Here is a 16,014-nt window from a genome sequence, read left to right as displayed (position 1 = left end):
GCATGTGCGCGTGCTGGTCCTCGGAGGTACCGGCGAGGCCCGCGAGCTCGCCGCCCGTCTCAATGAGCGCGGCGTCCAGGTCACGACGTCCCTCGCCGGCGGCGTCCGGCACCCGATCGTTCCCGCGGGCGAGCTGCGCGTGGGCGGCTTCGGCGGGGCGGCCGGCCTCGTCGCCCACCTGCGCGAACATCCGCCCGACGTCGTCGTCGACGCCACGCATCCCTTCGCCGCCGCCATCACCGGCCATGCCGTCGAGGCGTGCGCGCTGACCTCGACGCCGCTGCTGACCGTGCGCCGCCCCGGATGGACGGCCGGCCCCGGCGACCGGTGGACCCGCGTCGCGTCGATCGACGCGGCCGCCGCGCACGTCCGCGCTACCGCGCCGGGAACCGTCTTCCTGACCACCGGCCGCCGCGACCTCGCCGCGTTCGCCGACGACGACGCGCACACGTTCCTGGTGCGCAGTGTCGACCCGCCGGTGGTGCGCGCCCCGGCCCGGACGACGATCGTCCTGGACCGCGGCCCCTTCGCGCTCGAGCAGGAACTCGCGCTGCTGCGGACGCACGGCGTGCACCTGCTGGTGACGAAGGACAGCGGCGGCCCGGCCACCGTGGCGAAGCTCGAGGCGGCCAGGCAGCTGGCCGTGCCCGTCGTGGTCGTCGACCGCCCGCCGCTGCCCGCCGGCGTCGAGGCGTTGCCGAGCGTCGAGGCGGTGCTCGCGCTGCTGCCCGGCTAACGCGGGGCGGGTACGACGAGCGTGGTCACCGACCCGTTGCCGACGTCCGTCCACGGGATCTCATGCGCCTCCAGGCCGGCCGCGCAGGCGGCGAGGACGCGGATCGTGTCGCCGTGACTGACCAGCACAACCGCGCCGTCGGGGTGCTCGTCGACGCAGCGGGCGAGCAGCGCGCCGACGCGCGCGTGCACGTCGCGCAGGCTCTCCGCGCCACCCGGACGGACGTCGGGGTCGAGCCAGTCGACGTCGCCGGCCAGGTCGGCCGCGCGCGCCGACGGCTGGCCCTCCAGCACGCCGTAACCGCGTTCGCGCAGGGCGGCGGTGAGCCGGACGTCCAGCCCCAGGCGCGTCGCCAGGTGCCGCGCGGTCTGAACGGCGCGAGGTTGGTCGCTGCTGTACAGCGCGTCGACCTGCACGCTGCTCAATGAGTCCGCCGCGGCCTTCGCCTGCTCATGGCCGAGGGCCGTCAGCTGCGGGCCGGGCGCCTGGCCCTGCAGGAGACCGGCGGCGTTCCACGTCGACTGACCGTGGCGCACCACGTGGAGCGTGGTCACCGCCAGGCGCTCTCGGCGGCCAGCACCAACAGGGCGGTGGTCGCGGCGATCTCGACGAGCGCGCCGAAGACATCACCGGACACGCCGCCGAGCCGGCGCACCGCATGCAGGCGCACCACCCACGCCGCCAGCAGCCCGGCGAGCATGGCCCCGCCGAACCACCCGACGTCGCGAGCCGACGCCCCAGCCGCCAGCGCCGCGGCGCCCAGCACGACCATCACCCACACCGTGCTCAGCAGCTGTGCGGGCCACGCGATGCTGCCCGCCACGAGCGCTCCGAAGCCGTCGGGGCGGGCGGCGGGCACACCGCGTCCGGCCGACCAGAGCACGGCCAGCCGGCCCGTCATCGCGGCGGCGGCGACGGCGACGACACCCACGGCCACGCGGTGCCCGGCGAGCACCGTGCCGAGCGCGGCGACCTGCAGCAACACCGACAGCACCACGGCCAGCACGCCGAACGGGCCGACGTCGCCGCGACGCATGACGTCCAGCGCGCCGGCCGGCGGGCGCCCGCTGCCCAGCCCGTCGGCGAGGTCGGCCAGGCCGTCGAGGTGCAGGCCGCGGGTCAACAGCGCCTGCGCGGCGACGACGGCCACGGCGGCGAGCACGGCCGAACCGTGCCCGCATCCATGCCACACGAGCAGGGCGGGCAGCACCGAGAGCAGGGCGAGCACCACGCCGACGACCGGTAGCCAGAGCACCGCACGCCGTCCGCCGGCCGGGCGCGGGTCGACGCGGCCCACCGGCAGCACGCTGAACAGCCCGAAGGCCAGCCGGAGCTCCTTCATCGCAGCCGCTGCGGGATGCCCGCCACGACCAGCCACACCTCGTCCGAGCCACCGGCGATGCGGGCGTTGAGCACCCCGAGCTCGTCGCGGTACCGGCGACCGGAGGAGGTGGCCGGCACGACGCCCGAGCCCACCTCGTTGCTGACGGCCACGACGTGCCGCGAGCTCGCGCCCCAGGCGGCCACGACGGCGTCGATGCGGGCGGCCAGCGCGTCGTCGGCACCGGGTTGCTCGGACCAGACGCCGCAGTCGTCCATGGCCGTGGCCAGCCAGGTGGACAGGCAGTCGATCAATGCCGGGGTGCGGTCGGGTTGCAGCACCGCGACGAGGTCCTGGGTCTCGAGCGTGCTCCAGCGGGCCGGGCGGCGCTGCCGATGCAGGCGGACGCGCTCGTCCCACTCCGGGTCCTGGCCGTCCGGACGCGCACCGCAGGCGACGTAGGCGACCGACCGCGCGGCGTCGAGCGAGCGCTCGGCGAACTGCGACTTGCCCGATCGGGCGCCGCCCAGCACCAAGACCCGGCCACCGCGGCGGCGCCTCACGACACCCGTCCCGCGGACGCGCGTACCTCGAGCCCGGTCAGCAGCAGGCGGGCGGCCAGGCACGCCCCCACGCCCTCGCCGGCCCGGATGCGCAACTGGAGCAACGGCTCGAGACCGAGCTCGACGAGCACGGCGTGGTGCGCGCGCTCGCGGCTGCGGTGGCCGGCGACGAGGTGGGCGTGGACGGCCGGTTCGAGGCGCACGGCGAGCAGCGCGGCGACCGAGGTGGCCAGGCCGTCGAGCACCACCGCCGCCCCGGCTGCGGCGGCGCCGAGGGTCACCCCGACCAGCAGCGCGAACTCGGGTCCGCCGAGCGCGGCGAGCACGAGGTGGGGGTCGGCCACCGCGGCACCGCGTTCCGCACGGACGCGGGCCAACGCGCGGGTCACGACGTCGCGTTTGCGCTCGACGGTGGCGGCGTCGGCGCCGACCCCCAGCCCGACCGCGGACTCGACGTCGAGATCGAGCAGCGCGCAGGCCAGCACCGCCGCGACGGTGGTGTTGCCGACCCCGACCTCGCCGAGGCAGACGAGTCCGGTGGCCGCCGCCGCGCGACCGGCGGCCTGGCCCTGCGCGAGCAGCCGGTCGACGTCGGCGGTGGTCAGGGCGTCGGTGGCGACGAGGTCACCCGGTGCGTCGACGAGCTCGCCACGCAGAACCTGCACCGTGAACCCGCTGCGCCGAGCGGTGGTGGCGCCGAGCGAGCGACCGGCGTCGGCGGCGTCCAGGACGTGGTCGGTGACCGAGTCGGGGTACGCCGACACCCGGTAGCGGGTGACCAGGTGGTGCCCGCCGGCGAGAACCAGCGACCCGGTGGTCGGCGGCGGTCCGGGCAGTGCGAGCACGCGGTCGACGGCGGCGTCCAGCGCGCCGAGCGAGCCCGGGGCGGTGAGCAGGTCGTCGCCGTCGTCGTGTCCGGCGACGACGGCCCACTGGCCGGGCCCGCGCAGGTACGACATCGGGGCGGTCGGGGCAGCGGCGGCGGGCCACCGCTCGTGGAGCACGACGCTCTGCAGGTCGACGCGCTGCGACCAGCCGGCGCGTTCGAGGCCCGGGTCGGGCGGGCGTTCGTCGGGCCAGCCCAGACACAGCCAGCCGAGCGTCTCGACGCCGTCGGGGATGTCAAGCAGTTCGACGAGGTCGCGAGGCTCGAACAGCGTCACCCAGCCGATGCCCAGCCCGACGGCGCGGGCGCGCAGCCACATGTTCTCGATCGCGCACGCGCAGCTCCACATGTCGGCGTCGGCGAAGGTCGCGCGGCCGAGCACGCCGGCGGCGGGGGCGCGGCGGTCGCACGCCACGACGACGCCGACGGGGGCCTCGCGGATGCCCTCGAGCTTGAGGTCGAGCAGGCGCGTGCCCCGGTCGGCGTCGAGCCGGTCGGCCTGCCGCAGCCGCTCGCGATCGGCGAGGTGGGCCGCACGGTCACGGGTCGCCTGCTCGGTGACCACGACGAAGCGCCACGGCTGTGAATGCCCGACCGACGGGGCCTGGTGCCCGGCCGAGAGGACGGCCTGCAGCAGCGCGTCAGGTACCGGGTCGGGGCGGAAGCGGCGGATGTCACGGCGGGCGCCGATGACCTCGTCGAGGGCTGCGACCGCCTCGGCGCCCAGCGCCCAGCCGGTCGGGTCGGCGGCGCGCTGCTGCGCCGACGTCCGGTCGCCGATCAGCGGGACGGGGCGGGGCCAGGTCATCCGACGCCCGCGACGTCGACGAGCGCCGATGCGTCCTCGACGCTCAGCCCGACGACCTCGCCGATCACCGCGATGGCCGGCGGTGCCACCTGCGCCGACGCCGTGGCGGTCGCGAGCTCGGCGAGGGTCGTGCGCAGCTGACGTTGCGTCGGGGCGCCCGCGTCGCTGACGACGGCGGCCGGCGTGCTGCCCGGCAGGCCGGCGGCCATGAGGACGTCGGTGATCGCGGCCAGGTGCGTGACCCCCATCAGCACGACGAGGGTGGTGCCCGAGCGGGCCAGCGCGGCCCAGTCGACGAGGCCGGCGGGGTGGCCCGGTGGCAGGTGCCCGGACACGACGGTGAAGCCGTGGGTCACCCCGCGGTGCGTGACCGGTATCCCGGCCAGGGCTGGGCCGGCGACCGCGCTGCTGACCCCGGGGACGACGCGGGTCCCGATGCCCGCCGCCGCGCACGCCTGCTGCTCCTCGAAGCCGCGACCGAAGACGAACGGGTCGCCGCCTTTCAGTCGGACGACGTTGCGGCCGGCCAGCGCGTGCTCGATGAGCAGGGCATTGATCGTGTCCTGCGCCATGGCCTTGCCACGCGGGTTCTTGGCCGCGTCGATCACCTCGACACCGGGGCGCAGATGGGCCAGCAGGTCGAGCGGCGCGAGCCGGTCGGTGACCACGACGTCGGCGCCCTGCAGGGCCAGCAGTCCCTGCAGCGTGATCTGGTCGGCGGGCCCGGGACCGCCGCCGACCAGGGTGACCGCGCCCGCCGGGGGCTGCGCGGGAGCACCGTCGAGGGCGTCGAGCAGCCGCGCGGTGCTCGCGGCGTCACGCACGGCCAGGCGCACCCAGCCGCCGGCCAGGCCGGGGAACGTGTCGGCCCGCCGGACGGCGACGCCGACCGCGCGCAGCTGGGCGTGCAGCTGCGGGCGTCCTGGATGCCGTACCAGTAGGTATGGTCCGGCCGAATGGTCGGCGACGACGAAACCCCGCACGCGCAGCGCCTGCCGCAGCTGCTCGCGCTCCTGCACGATCACGCCGGCGCGGCGGCCGGCCTCCGCGACGGCGGCCGGCGTGCTGCAGGCCGCCGCAGCGGCGAGGGCAGGCGTGGACACCGACCAGTGCGGCTGCACCCGGGCCAGTGCGGCGAGGCGGTCGGCGTCGCCGAGTACGTAGCCGACGCGCAGCCCGGCCAGTCCCCAGGTCTTGGTAAGCGACCGCACGACGAGCACCCCGACGAGGTCCGGCTCGGCGGCCAGGCTGTCGGCCTCGCCGGGCACGGCGTCCATGAAGGCCTCGTCCACCACGACGACGCGATCGGGGCGGCGCAACTGCTGGACGACCTGCTTCGGGTGCAGTGTCCCGGTGGGGTTCGTCGGGTTGCCGAGCACCACCAGCGTGCAGTCCTCCGGCACGAGCGCCGGCTCGAGGGTGAACCCGTCCGCCTCGTCGAGGATCACCCGCTCGACGTCCCACCCGGCGGCCAGCAGCGCAGCCTCGGGTTCGGTGAATTGCGGGTGCACGACGGCCGCCCGGCCGTGGGGCCAGGCACGGGCGACGAGCGTGAACGCCTCCGCGGCGCCGGCGGTCAGCAGCACCTCGTCGATGGGACGGTGGTGGCGCGCCGCCACGGCCGCCGTCGCCGGCCGGGCGTCCGGGTAGCCACCCAGGCGCAGGCAGGCGGAGACGATCGCGCTGCTCAACCACACCGGTGGCGGCAGCGACGTCACGTTCACCGCGAGGTCGACCAACCCGGGTGCCAGCTCGGCGTCGCCATGATGGGCGAGGTCGGTCTCGTCCGCGGCGGGACTCACGGGTGCTCGTGGGCGCCGTGCCCGTGCGCCCCGTGATCGTGATCGTGATCGTGCTCGTCGGCGGGGTGGAAGTGCGGACGCTGCGGCGCGCCCACGCGGTCCTCGTGGCCGGGCAGGGCAGTGCGGTACAGGCAGGTGTCGCAGTTCATCCGGATGTCGCCGACGACCGCCTCCCGGTAGCGCTCCAGCACGAGGTCGGCAAGCTCGTCGCAGTCACCGATCAGCTCGCAGACGCGGACGACCAGCTCCGGGTGCTCGGCCGCGAAGCCCTCGCTCTGGGCCACGATCCGGTCGGGCAGCACGCCGGGGAACAGGAAGTAGGGGGCGACGACGACGCGCTCGGCACCGAGGCGCCGCAGCTTGTCCAGGCCGGCCGGCACCCCCGGCTCGGCCAGGCTGATGAACGACGGCTCGACGCCGGCGTAGCCGCGTCCCTCCCAGAGCAGGCGCGCGACCTTCGCGACCTCGGCGTTGGCGTCGGGATCCGTGGAGCCGCGGCCGACGAGCAGCACGTGGGTGCCCGCGCGGTCGGCACCTTGCAACGCCGCGTCGATGCGGGACTCGAGGATCTCGAGCAGGGTGGGATGCGGCCCGAGCGGGCGTCCGTAGACATAGGTCATGCCGGGGTGGCGGACCTGCTCGCGCATCAGCGCGGCCGGGATGTCGCCCTTGCCGTGCCCGGCCGCGACCAGCACCAGCGGCACCGCGACCAGCGCCCGGTGGCCCTGGGCCACGAGCTCGCCGACCGCCTCGGTGACCGGCGGGTCGGACAGCTCGATGAACCCGCCGGACGCCGCGGGGTACGGCGCGTCGGCCCGCTTCTGCAACCGGGTGATGAAGGAGTTGAACTCCCCGACACCCTGCTCGCTGCGGGTGCCGTGCCCGACCACGAGCATGGCGTTGGACTGGTTGATCATGATGTCTCCTCGTTCGCGGCCGGGTGCTGGCCCAGGACCGCATCGGTGTAGAGCAAGGCATTGCACGCCGCGGCGGCGACGGCGGAGCCGCCACGCTCGCTGACGTTGGACACGGCCGGCAACCCCGAGTGGCGCAGCGCGGCCTTCGATTCCGCCGCGCCGACGAAGCCGACCGGCAGGCCGATCACGAGCGCCGGCGCGCAGCCGAGGCGCAGGACCTCGAACAGGGCCGTCGGCGCGCAACCGATCACCCAGACCGCGCCGGGACCAGCCTGGTCGTGGGCGAGCCGGGCCGCGGCCGCCGAGCGGGTGATGCCGAGCGTTCGCGCCAGCGTCGTGGCGGCCGGGTCGGTGATGCGGCAGATCAGCTCGCTGAACAGTCCGCGGCGGGTGATGCCCGCGGCCACCATCTCGACGTCGGTAATCACCGGCCGGCCGGCCAGCAGCGCGGTCACGCCGGCCTCGAGCGCGGCCTCGTCGCAGCGCAGGTCGGTGACGTAGTCGAGGTCGGCGCTGGCGTGCACGACGCGTTCAGTAACCGCGCGGGTCAGTGGCGGCAGGCCGCTCAGGTCGACCCGCTCGTTGAGGATGCGGTACGACTCGGTCTCGATGGCGTGCACGCTTCTCATCCCCCGTCCTCCTCGTACTGCCAGCGGTACCCGCGTGGCGTCACCATCCGGCCGCCGACGATCTTCGTCTGGCTGGAGCCGACGATCACGATGCAGTACATGTCGACGAGCTCGGCGTCGAAGGCGTCGAGGGTGGTGATCCACGACGACTCGTCGGGCCGGGAGGCGTTGCGCACGACGCCGATCGGTGTGCTGCCCGGCCGATGCGGGGCGAGCAGTTCCAGCGCGCGGCCGAGCTGCCAGTCCCGTTTGACGCTGCGCGGGTTGTAGCAGAGCAGCACGAGGTCGGCGTCGGCCACCGCGCGGACCCGCCGCTCGATCGCCTCCCACGGGGTGTGCAGGTCGGACAGGCTGAGGTAGCAGTGGTCGTGCCCGAGCGGCGCTCCGAGCACGGCCGACGCCGCGAGCCCGGCGGTCACCCCGGGCACCCCGACGACGTCGATGCCGGCGTCGGCGCCCTCGAGCGTGGGCGAGGCCATGGCGTAGACGCCGGCGTCGCCGGAGCCGATCAGTGCCACGGCCCGGCCTCGCGCCGCCTGCTCGCGAGCCTCGCGGGCCCGCTCCTCCTCGCGGCCCAGGCCCGACTCAAGGACGGTGGTGCCGGGGCGCAGCAGCCCGCGGATCTGCTCGACGTACTGGTCGAGGCCGACGACCACCTCGGCACGCCGCAGCTCGGCGGCGGCCAGCGGCGTCAGCAGCTCGGGCGCGCCGGGGCCGATGCCGACGATGGCCAGACGCCCGCGGGGCGCGTGCCGAGCGATCGCCACCGTGGCCATGGTGCTCGCGGTCTTGGCCACGACGAGGCGGCCGAGCGAGGTGTGTCCTGCGCCGAGCACGGCGGCGGCCTCGGCCACGCTGGGGATGCCGACCGCGGCGCGCACCGTCTCGCTCGGGTTCGGCACCGCCACGGCGCCGAGCGCCTCGGCGGTGTGCGTGATGAACGGCAGCCCGAGCCGACGGGCCACCTCGACGAGCCCCGCCTCGTCGGCCTTGAGGTCCGCAGAGGTGATCGCCGCCAACGAGCCGGGCGCCAGGCCCGCGTCGTCCAGCGCGCGGCGCAGTAGCCGCTCGGCCTCGTCGGCCGAGACCCCGCGGCTGGCGCCCATCCCGGCTACGAGCGACGGCGGGTGCAGCACCACGGTGCCGGGGGCAGCGTCGACGGGCCGGTCGGTGATCACGACGTCGCCGCTCGCGCCGCCGAGTTCGTGGCGGACGTTCGCACCGAGCGCGGGCAGCGGCCAGCGCTGCTCGCTCGTGACGACGACCTGCTCCCCGTCGAGCAGCCGGCGGGTGACCGCCGCGACGTCGCCGGTGACCGGCCAGCCGAGGTCGTCGAGCCCGGGCAGTCCGGCGGCGTCGGTGGCCGTGCTCAGCACCGCCTGCGCGCCGAGGACACCGGCGATCTGCGTCGCGAGCCGGTTCGCGCCGGCCGCATGACCGCCGAGCAGCGGCGTCACGAAACGCCCGGCCTCGTCGATGACGAGCACGGCCGGGTCGGTGGCCTTGTCACCGGCCGCGATCTGCGGGGCGAGGATGCGCACGACGGCGCCGGCGGCCAGCACCGCGACGACCGCGGCGTGCTCGTCGAACGCCCCCCGCAGGGAACCCGCGGCACTGCCGTGGTCGACGACGGCAGTGGTGTTGGCCAGGCCGGCGTCCAGGCGCGCGACCAGCGCGCGCCCGGCCGCGGTGGCCGCGACGAGCGCCACGGTGGAGCTCCGGCTCATGGGGCGCTCTCCCGCTGGGCGGTGAGCACGATGACCGGGTTGGTGGCTGCGAGGCGCACCGAGTCCCCGGGCAGCGCGGCGAGCCGGGCGGCGGATAGCTGGGTGCCCTCGACGCGGTAGCCGCCGCCGGTCAGGACGCGGTGGGCGCCGAGCGCCCGGTCGAGCGCGGCGAAGGCGGCCACGACGACCGGCACGCGCCGCTCGACGACGGCCTGCACGACGTCCACCCCGCCGCCGCCGACGAACGCGGCGTCGGGGTCGGGCAGCGCGGTGAGCACTGCAGGCGCGACACCCTCGACGACCCGGACCTCGACGTTGCTGCGCGCGGCGTTGGCGGCGATGGACGCGCACGCGGCCGGGTCGCGTTCGACGCCGATCACCGCGGCCCCGAGGGTCGCGCACTCGACCCCGACCGACCCGCTGCCGGCCCCGATGTCCCAGATCAGCCGGCCGAGCCGCGGGCGCAGCCGGGCGACGGCGTAGGCGCGGACCTCGGCCTTGGTGATCATCGAGTCGCGGTGCTCGTAGTGCGTCTCGGGCAGCGCCCAGCCGGCTTCCGGGGCGGCGGCCGGCTGGTTGTCGGCGCGCATCACCGAAGCAGCCCGCGGCTGCAGGCAGAGCACCACGTTCGGGTCGGTGAAGTCGCCGGGCTGCTGAGCCGCGACGACGGACGCCGGCTGCCGGGTGACCCGCTCGTCGGGCCGACCGAGCCGCTCGGCCACGACCAGGTCGCGGGGCCAGCCGTCGAGGCCACGGGCCAGCTCGACCGGCCCGGCGCCCGCAGCGGTCAGCACGGCCACGGACGGGAAGGCCCGGCAGGCGTTCAGGGCCGACGCGAGGTCGCGGCCGTGCGCGGACACCACGACCGCGGCGTCCCAGGCCACCCCGGCGAGGGCGGCCACCGCGGCCACCGACGAGACAGCCGGCAGCACCCGTGCGTCGAGGCCCTCGGCGCGCAGCGAGCGGGCGATGCCGAAGAAGCCGGGGTCGCCGCTGGCCAGCACCACGGCGGCACCGTCGTGGTCGCGCAGCCGGTCGAGCGCGGGCGTCAGCGGGCCCAGGTGCAGGCACTCGACGCCGGCCCGCGGACCGGCGAGCGCGAGGTTCGCCGGTGAGCCGACGAGCAGGTCGGCTTCGTCGACCGCGGCCCGCGCCTCGCCGCTCAACGAGGAGCGGCCGCTGACCCCCACCACGGTGATCATGGCGCGCCCCGGGCACCGGAGGCTTTGAGCGCGCGCCGGGCGGCCGGGTCGGCCTTGCGGAAGCCGTGGAAGTGCCCGGGGTGGTACAGGTGCGAGCGGGTCTCGTGGCCGCGCAACCCCGGTCCGACGAGGAACAGCGTGTGCTTCCAGAGCTTGTGCTGCTTGGTGGCCTCGGCGAGCTCGCCGACCGTGCAGTGGACGATCAGCTCGTCGGGCCAGGTGACCTGGTAGCCGATGATCACCGGCGTCTCGACCGGGTAGCCGCCGGCCAGCAGTTCGGCCTGCAGCACGTGCGACCGCGCTGCGGACAGGAAGACGGCCATCGTCGTGCCGTGCGCGGCGAACCCGCGAATCGTCTCCCCGGCCGGCATCGGGGTCTTGCCGCCCTCGAGTCGGGTGAGGATGACCGACTGGGTGATCTCGGGGACGGTGAGCTCGAGGTGCTCGGCCGCGGCGAGCGCGCTGAACGCCGACACCCCGGGCACGATCTCGACGTCCAACCCGAGCCGCTCGCACTGCGCGACCTGCTCGCCCGCCGCGCTCCAGAGCGCGGTGTCGCCGGAGTGCACTCGCGCCACCGTGAGGTTCTCGCGGGCGGCCCGCTCGTAGAGCGGCAGCACGCCCTCCATCGGCAGCTGGGAGGAGTCCACTATCTCGGCGCCGACCCGGGCGTAGGACAACACGTCCTCGTGCACGAGACTGGCCGCCCAGATCACGATGTCGGCACGCTCTATCGCGCGGGCGGCCCGGACGGTGATCAGGTCGGCCGCACCGGGCCCGGCACCGACGAAGATCACTGCACCACTCATAGCTTTCCTCCGCGCTGCATGCGGGCCGGCGGCGCGAGCACCGTCGACAGGTAGGGAATCTCGGCGTCGACGTCGGCGGCGGGCTGCACCGTCTCGTCGTCGCGGCCGAGGTGGCAGCCGACCACGGCGTCGGCCAGCCGGCCCCGCCGGGTCAGGATCTCGCGGACGGCGGGCCAGTGCCGCCCGCCCTTGTAGGCCACCACGCTGGCGTCGGCGAGCATCGGGTGGCCGAGCAGGGCGTCGAGCCGGTCGGGCGAGCCCGCGGCCGGGAACAGCACGAGCGGCTCGGCGCCCTCGCACAGCACGGTCTCGCCGACCGCGGCCAGCGACTGCATCGCGGTGATGCCGGGCACGGTCGTGACGCTCGTGCCAGGTCGCAGCGTGCGCACGGTGGTGGCGAGGTAGCCGAAGGTCGAGTAGACGTTCGGGTCGCCGATGGTGGCGAACGCGATGCTCGACGCGCCGCGCTCGAAGGCCTCGACGACCAGCGCAGCGGCCGCGTCCCAGGCCTGCTCGCGCCGGGCGCTGACACCGCTGCGGTCGGTCAGGGCGAACGGCGCCCGCACGATCGGCGCGCCGGGCAGGTGATGGCGCACCACCCGCTCGGCGTACCCGACCTCGTCGCGGTCGTCGCGTACCGGCACCACGATCGCGTCGGCCTCGCGCAGCCGCCGCAGACCGAGCAGGGTCAGCAGCTCGGGATCGCCCGGCCCGACGCCCACTCCGGTCAGCGTGCTCATGCGACGCACGCCGCGACGAAACGTTGCGCCGCAGCGGGGTGCCCGGCCCAGTGGGTGTGCAGGTAGGCCGCGTGCAGCCGGCCCGCTGCGAAGCCCTGCCGGGCCCCGTCGTACGTCCAGGCCGCGACCCGGCCGTGGGCCGGGTCGGTGACCGTGCGGTGGAAGTCGTGGCCCCGCACCCGGTCGCCGGCGGCGGCGACCGGCGAGTCGGCCTCGGCCACCGCCTCGCGATAGCCCAGGGTCAACGTCGGGGCGAGGTGGGCGGCAGCGTCCACCCGACCGACCATGGCCACGCCGTCGACGCTCTTGCACAGATACAGCAGCCCGGCGCACTCGGCGGCGATCGGGCCGTCGAACTCGGCCAGCTGCGCGAGGAGCCCGCGATTGCCGGCCAGCTGCTCGGCGTGCAGCTCGGGGAAGCCGCCGCCGATGACCACGCCCGTGGTGCCGGGCGGCAGGCTGGGGTCGGAGAGCGGGTCGAAGCCCACGACGTCGGCGCCTGCGGCACGCAGCAGCTCGGTGGTCTCGACGTAGTTGAACGTGAACGCCGCCCCCGACGCGACGGCGACCACCGGCGCGGCACCGGCGGCGGTGACCTCGCGCGCGGGATCCCACGGCTCGACGTCCAGGTCCGGTGCGGTCCGCGCGAGCTCGAGCACGGCGTCGAGATCGACGCTGTCGCGCACGAGCTCCCCCAGCGCGCCGACGATCGCGGTCGCCTCGGTGCTGCGCTCGGCGGCCGGGATCAGCCCGAGGTGGCGCGACGGCGTCACCACCGCGTCGGACCGGGCGACGCTGCCCAGCACCGGGACGTCGACCTCGGCCATGGCCTCGCGCAGCAGCCGCTCGTGACGCGGCGTCCCGACGCGGTTCAGGATCACCCCGGCGATACGGACGGCCGGGTCGAACGCGGCCATACCCAACACCGTCGCAGCGGCCGAGCGGCCCTGCGCGGTCGTGTCGAGCACCAGCACGACCGGCGCGTCGACGAGGCGGGCGACGTGCGCGGTCGAAGCGAAGCCGGCCCGCCCGACCGCGCCGTCGTGCAGGCCCATGACGCCTTCGACGACCGCGACGTCGGCAGGCCGCGGGGTCGCGGCGCCGCGCAGCAGCAGCGGGGCGATGCGCTGCTCGCCGACCAGCCACGGATCGAGGTTGCGGCCCGGCCGGCCGGCGGCCAGCGCGTGGTAGCCGGGGTCGATGTAGTCGGGCCCGACCTTGTGGCCGCTGACCTCGAGACCTCGCGCACGCAGGGCCGCAAGCAGGCCGGTGGCGATCATGGTCTTGCCGTGACCGCTGGCCGGGGCGGCGACGACGACACGCGGCAGGCTCACCATTCGATGCCCCGCTGGCCCTTCTGGCCGGCGTCCATCGGGTGTTTGATCTTGGTCATCTCGACGACCAGGTCGGCGGCCTCGACGAGCGCCGGCGCGGCCTCGCGTCCGGTGATGACGACATGCTGGAACCCGGGCCGGTCGCGCAGCGTCTCGACGACCTCGCCGACGTCGACCCAGCCCCACTTCATCGGGTAGGTGAACTCGTCCAGGACGTACATGCCATAGCGCTCGGCCGCGAGGTCGCGCTGCACCTGGCGCCAGCCCTCGAGCGCGTCGGCGGCGTGGTCGGTCTCGGTGCCGGCGCGCTGGATCCACGACCAGCCCTCCCCCATCTTGTGCCACGCCACGGGCGCACCGACGCCGCTCGCCTCGTGGGCCTGGCCGAGCGCGGCGAACGCGCCCTCCTCGCCGACACGCCACTTGGCGCTCTTGACGAACTGGAAGACGCCGACCGGCATACCGGCGCTCCAGGCGCGCAGGGCCAGCCCGAACGCGGCCGTCGACTTGCCCTTCATCGTGCCCGTGTGCACGACGGTCAGCGGCCGGTGGCGGCGCTGGCGGGTGGTCAGGCCGTCCTCGGGAACGGTCTCGGGCTTGCCCTGCGGCATCAGGCCACCCGCCGTTCGCCGACGACGTCGCCGAGCGGCCGGGCGGCCACCGCGGCCATGCCGAGATACTCGGCGCCGAGCTCGAGGGCGAGGCGCCGGGCCAGGCCGAGGCGCACCGGGCCGCTCTCGCAGTCGATGACCACGACGTCGTGGCGGCGCAGGTCCGCCCCGGCCCGCAATGCTGCGCAGACATCGCCGCGACCATCGGTGACGAGCAGGACGAGCGGGCGGCGCAGCGGGTCGCGCCGCCGCTCGGCGTCGACCACCTGCACGGCCTTGGCCAACCCGGCGGCCAGCGGCGTGCGGCCGCCCACCTGGATCGTTTCGAGCCGGCGGGCGGCACTGTCGACGGACGTGGTGGGCGGCAGCACGACCTCGGCCGCGGTGCCGCGGAAGGTGATCAGCCCCACCTTGTCGCGGCGGCGGTAGGCGTCGAGCAGCAGGCTCAGCACCGCACCCTTGATCTCGGACATCCGGGCCCGGGCCGCCATCGACCCGCTCGCGTCGACCACGAACAGGACGAAATTGCCCTCCTTACCGCGCCGGTCGGCGCGGCGCAGGTCCGTGGCCGCGAACCGGACCGGGCCGGTGCGGCGGCCCCGGGCCACTTGCGCGGGCGCGGCGGCCAGCAGGGTGGCGGGCAGGTGCAGCGGGCCGTCGACGGCGCCGCGGGGCAGTATGCCCACCGACCGGCCGCGGCCGGTGCGGGCCGGGGCGCGGCGGCCCGGGGTGGCCGCGTCGCGGCCGCGGCCGGTGAGGGCGCGAGCGGTGCCCGCCTCGCCGGTAGGGGCACTGCGCGCGGGCGCCTCGGCAGTGCGCTCGGCCCCGTTCGCAGCCGGCGAGCCGGGTGCGTCCTCGGGCCCGAGCGCTGCGTCGGCCGGCGCCGATGCGTCCCCGCCACCGCCGTCCGGGTCGAGGTCGGGGTCCGGGTCGGGCTGCGGGCCGTCGCCGGCCCGGTCGAGCGCGTCGTCGAGTGCCTCGGTGTCCAGTCCCGGTTCGTCGAAGGGGTTGCGGCGGCGCCGATGCGGCAGCGCGAGCAGCGCGGCGGCGCGCACGTCGTCGGCCGTGACCACGGTGCGTCCGCTCCAGGCGGCGTGCGCGGCCGCGGTGCGCGCGGTGACGATGTCGGCGCGCATGCCGTCGACGTCGAAGGCCGCGCACACCTCGGCGATCTGGCGCAGGGCGGAGTCGGGCAGCTCGACCGAGCCGAGCAGGGTCCGGGCTGCGGCGATCCGCTCGGTCAGCACCTGCTCGGCGTCGGCCCACGCCGCGGCGAAGGCGTCGGGGTCGGCGTCGGCGGCGAGCCGGCGGCGCACGACGTCGACGCGCACCTCCGGGTCGCGGCTGGCGCTGACGTCGACGGTGAGCCCGAAGCGGTCGAGGAGCTGCGGGCGCAGCTCCCCCTCCTCGGGGTTCATCGAACCGATCAGCACGAACCGGGCCGCATGGGTGATGGACACGGCGTCACGCTCGACATGGTTGCGGCCCATCGCGGCGGCGTCGAGCAGCACGTCGACGAGGTGATCGGCGAGCAGGTTCACCTCGTCGACGTAGAGCACGCCGCGGTGGGCGGCGGCAAGCAGGCCGGGCTCGAAGGCGCGCACACCCTCGCCGAGCGCCCGCTCGAGGTCCAGCGAGCCGACGACCCGGTCCTCGGACGCGCCGATGGGCAGCTCGACGAGGCGGGTGGGTTGGGTCCGCGAAACGGGCGCCGCGTGCGGGCCGTCGGGGCAGTGCGGGTCGGGATCGGCCGGGTCGCAGCGGAAACGGCATTCGTCGACGACCGGCAGCGACGGCATCACCGCGGCCAGGCCGCGCACCGCCGTGGACTTGGCCGTGCCCTTCTCGCCGCGCACGAGCACCCCACCGATCGCCGGGGACACCGCGTTCAGCACCAGCGCCAGCTGCATGTCGTCGGCGCCGACGACC

At 75.7% G+C, this 16,014-nt stretch carries 13 protein-coding genes and 2 pseudogenes; 1 reads left to right on the top strand and 14 read right to left on the bottom strand.

The window, feature by feature from the left end; translation table 11 throughout:
* Positions 1–4: 4 nt before the first annotated feature.
* The gene (locus ACFFC4_RS11050) at positions 5–736 is read left to right on the top strand and encodes a cobalt-precorrin-6A reductase (protein WP_375500737.1); all 732 of its coding nucleotides are present in this window, start codon (positions 5–7) and stop codon (positions 734–736) included.
* Here ACFFC4_RS11050 and ACFFC4_RS11045 read toward each other — a convergent pair.
* The 14 genes and pseudogenes from ACFFC4_RS11045 to ACFFC4_RS10980 form a co-directional block, all read right to left on the bottom strand.
* Positions 733–1,290 carry a histidine phosphatase family protein gene (locus ACFFC4_RS11045; RefSeq protein WP_375500735.1) on the bottom strand — a complete coding sequence of 186 codons (558 nt, stop codon included), beginning with the start codon at positions 1,288–1,290 and terminating at the stop codon, positions 733–735. The two genes, ACFFC4_RS11050 and ACFFC4_RS11045, sit on opposite strands and share 4 nt — an antisense overlap.
* The gene (locus ACFFC4_RS11040; RefSeq protein WP_375500733.1) at positions 1,287–2,078 is read right to left on the bottom strand and encodes an adenosylcobinamide-GDP ribazoletransferase; all 792 of its coding nucleotides are present in this window, start codon (positions 2,076–2,078) and stop codon (positions 1,287–1,289) included. The genes ACFFC4_RS11045 and ACFFC4_RS11040 overlap by 4 nt, the downstream gene beginning before the upstream one ends.
* Entirely contained in the window at positions 2,075–2,620 is a 546-nt protein-coding gene (locus ACFFC4_RS11035) for a bifunctional adenosylcobinamide kinase/adenosylcobinamide-phosphate guanylyltransferase (protein WP_375500731.1), read from the bottom strand. Before ACFFC4_RS11035 ends, ACFFC4_RS11040 begins: the two co-directional genes overlap by 4 nt.
* On the bottom strand, positions 2,617–4,314 hold the full coding sequence (gene bluB, locus ACFFC4_RS11030) for a 5,6-dimethylbenzimidazole synthase (protein WP_375500729.1): 1,698 nt from the start codon (positions 4,312–4,314) through the stop codon (positions 2,617–2,619). The genes ACFFC4_RS11035 and bluB overlap by 4 nt, the downstream gene beginning before the upstream one ends.
* Positions 4,311–6,116: an Rv2231c family pyridoxal phosphate-dependent protein CobC gene (gene cobC, locus ACFFC4_RS11025; RefSeq protein WP_375500727.1), complete on the bottom strand. Its 1,806-nt coding sequence runs from the start codon at positions 6,114–6,116 to the stop codon at positions 4,311–4,313. The genes bluB and cobC overlap by 4 nt, the downstream gene beginning before the upstream one ends.
* A pseudogene (locus tag ACFFC4_RS11020) lies at positions 6,116–7,033 on the bottom strand (sirohydrochlorin chelatase); the annotation flags it as partial. The pseudogene ACFFC4_RS11020 and the gene cobC, both read right to left, overlap by 1 nt.
* Positions 7,030–7,662, bottom strand: coding sequence for a precorrin-8X methylmutase (locus tag ACFFC4_RS11015; RefSeq protein ID WP_375500725.1), 633 nt, complete (start codon positions 7,660–7,662; stop codon positions 7,030–7,032). The pseudogene ACFFC4_RS11020 and the gene ACFFC4_RS11015, both read right to left, overlap by 4 nt.
* Positions 7,659–9,389, bottom strand: a complete 1,731-nt coding sequence (gene cobJ, locus ACFFC4_RS11010) for a precorrin-3B C(17)-methyltransferase (RefSeq protein ID WP_375500723.1) — start codon at positions 9,387–9,389, stop codon at positions 7,659–7,661. Before cobJ ends, ACFFC4_RS11015 begins: the two co-directional genes overlap by 4 nt.
* A pseudogene (gene cbiE, locus ACFFC4_RS11005) lies at positions 9,386–10,645 on the bottom strand (precorrin-6y C5,15-methyltransferase (decarboxylating) subunit CbiE); the annotation flags it as partial. The pseudogene cbiE and the gene cobJ, both read right to left, overlap by 4 nt.
* Positions 10,588–11,400 carry a precorrin-4 C(11)-methyltransferase gene (gene cobM / locus ACFFC4_RS11000; RefSeq protein WP_375500721.1) on the bottom strand — a complete coding sequence of 271 codons (813 nt, stop codon included), beginning with the start codon at positions 11,398–11,400 and terminating at the stop codon, positions 10,588–10,590. The pseudogene cbiE and the gene cobM, both read right to left, overlap by 58 nt.
* On the bottom strand, positions 11,397–12,140 hold the full coding sequence (cobI, locus tag ACFFC4_RS10995) for a precorrin-2 C(20)-methyltransferase (protein ID WP_375500719.1): 744 nt from the start codon (positions 12,138–12,140) through the stop codon (positions 11,397–11,399). Before cobI ends, cobM begins: the two co-directional genes overlap by 4 nt.
* The gene (locus ACFFC4_RS10990) at positions 12,137–13,477 is read right to left on the bottom strand and encodes a cobyrinate a,c-diamide synthase (RefSeq protein WP_375500717.1); all 1,341 of its coding nucleotides are present in this window, start codon (positions 13,475–13,477) and stop codon (positions 12,137–12,139) included. The genes cobI and ACFFC4_RS10990 overlap by 4 nt, the downstream gene beginning before the upstream one ends.
* Positions 13,471–14,085 (bottom strand): cob(I)yrinic acid a,c-diamide adenosyltransferase, encoded by a 615-nt coding sequence (gene cobO / locus ACFFC4_RS10985; RefSeq protein WP_375500715.1) that lies wholly within the window; start codon positions 14,083–14,085, stop codon positions 13,471–13,473. The genes ACFFC4_RS10990 and cobO overlap by 7 nt, the downstream gene beginning before the upstream one ends.
* Entirely contained in the window at positions 14,085–15,995 is a 1,911-nt protein-coding gene (locus ACFFC4_RS10980) for a VWA domain-containing protein (RefSeq protein ID WP_375500867.1), read from the bottom strand. Before ACFFC4_RS10980 ends, cobO begins: the two co-directional genes overlap by 1 nt.
* Positions 15,996–16,014 lie beyond the last annotated feature (19 nt).

The organism is uncultured Jatrophihabitans sp. (assembly GCF_964244045.1).
In the GTDB taxonomy this organism is placed as follows: Bacteria; Actinomycetota; Actinomycetes; order Mycobacteriales; family Jatrophihabitantaceae; genus Jatrophihabitans.
The sequence above is the reverse complement of the archived record's forward strand: the minus strand, read 5'-3'. Positions and strand labels throughout refer to the sequence as shown.

What these genes read in the sequence shown, in the direction of transcription:
- cobM (WP_375500721.1), bottom strand. Translation starts at nt 11,400, where the DNA reads ATGAGTGGTGCAGTGATCTTCGTCGGTGCCGGGCCCGGTGCGGCCGAC.
- bluB (WP_375500729.1), bottom strand. Translation starts at nt 4,314, where the DNA reads ATGACCTGGCCCCGCCCCGTCCCGCTGATCGGCGACCGGACGTCGGCG.
- ACFFC4_RS10980 (WP_375500867.1), bottom strand. Translation starts at nt 15,995, where the DNA reads ATGCAGCTGGCGCTGGTGCTGAACGCGGTGTCCCCGGCGATCGGTGGG.
- cobO (WP_375500715.1), bottom strand. Translation starts at nt 14,085, where the DNA reads ATGCCGCAGGGCAAGCCCGAGACCGTTCCCGAGGACGGCCTGACCACC.
- ACFFC4_RS11040 (WP_375500733.1), bottom strand. Translation starts at nt 2,078, where the DNA reads ATGAAGGAGCTCCGGCTGGCCTTCGGGCTGTTCAGCGTGCTGCCGGTG.
- cobI (WP_375500719.1), bottom strand. Translation starts at nt 12,140, where the DNA reads ATGAGCACGCTGACCGGAGTGGGCGTCGGGCCGGGCGATCCCGAGCTG.
- ACFFC4_RS10990 (WP_375500717.1), bottom strand. Translation starts at nt 13,477, where the DNA reads ATGGTGAGCCTGCCGCGTGTCGTCGTCGCCGCCCCGGCCAGCGGTCAC.
- ACFFC4_RS11015 (WP_375500725.1), bottom strand. Translation starts at nt 7,662, where the DNA reads ATGAGAAGCGTGCACGCCATCGAGACCGAGTCGTACCGCATCCTCAAC.
- cobJ (WP_375500723.1), bottom strand. Translation starts at nt 9,389, where the DNA reads ATGAGCCGGAGCTCCACCGTGGCGCTCGTCGCGGCCACCGCGGCCGGG.